Raw genomic sequence first — 222 nt, 5'->3', positions numbered from 1 at the left:
TGACATGTTAGACCAAGCGATTGAACGTCTTCAGCCAGGAGACCAAGTAATTCTTCATTCAGATCAGGGTTGGCATTATCAAATGAGACAATATCAAAAAACACTAGAACAGCACCAAATTACACAGAGTATGTCCCGAAAAGGTAACTGTTTGGATAATGCAGTCATGGAAAATTTCTTTGGCTTATTAAAGTCCGAACTCCTTTATTTACAGGAATTTGA

General features: G+C 37.4%; 1 protein-coding gene. It reads left to right on the top strand.

Annotated elements, in window-relative coordinates:
- A partial coding sequence (locus CHI06_RS29270) for a DDE-type integrase/transposase/recombinase (RefSeq protein ID WP_142301063.1) occupies positions 1-222 on the top strand: 222 nt, incomplete at both ends.

The organism is Bacillus sp. 7884-1 (assembly GCF_002272245.1).
Taxonomy (GTDB): Bacteria; Bacillota; Bacilli; order Bacillales; family Cytobacillaceae; genus Neobacillus.
This window is presented reverse-complemented; position numbering and strand designations above follow the sequence as displayed.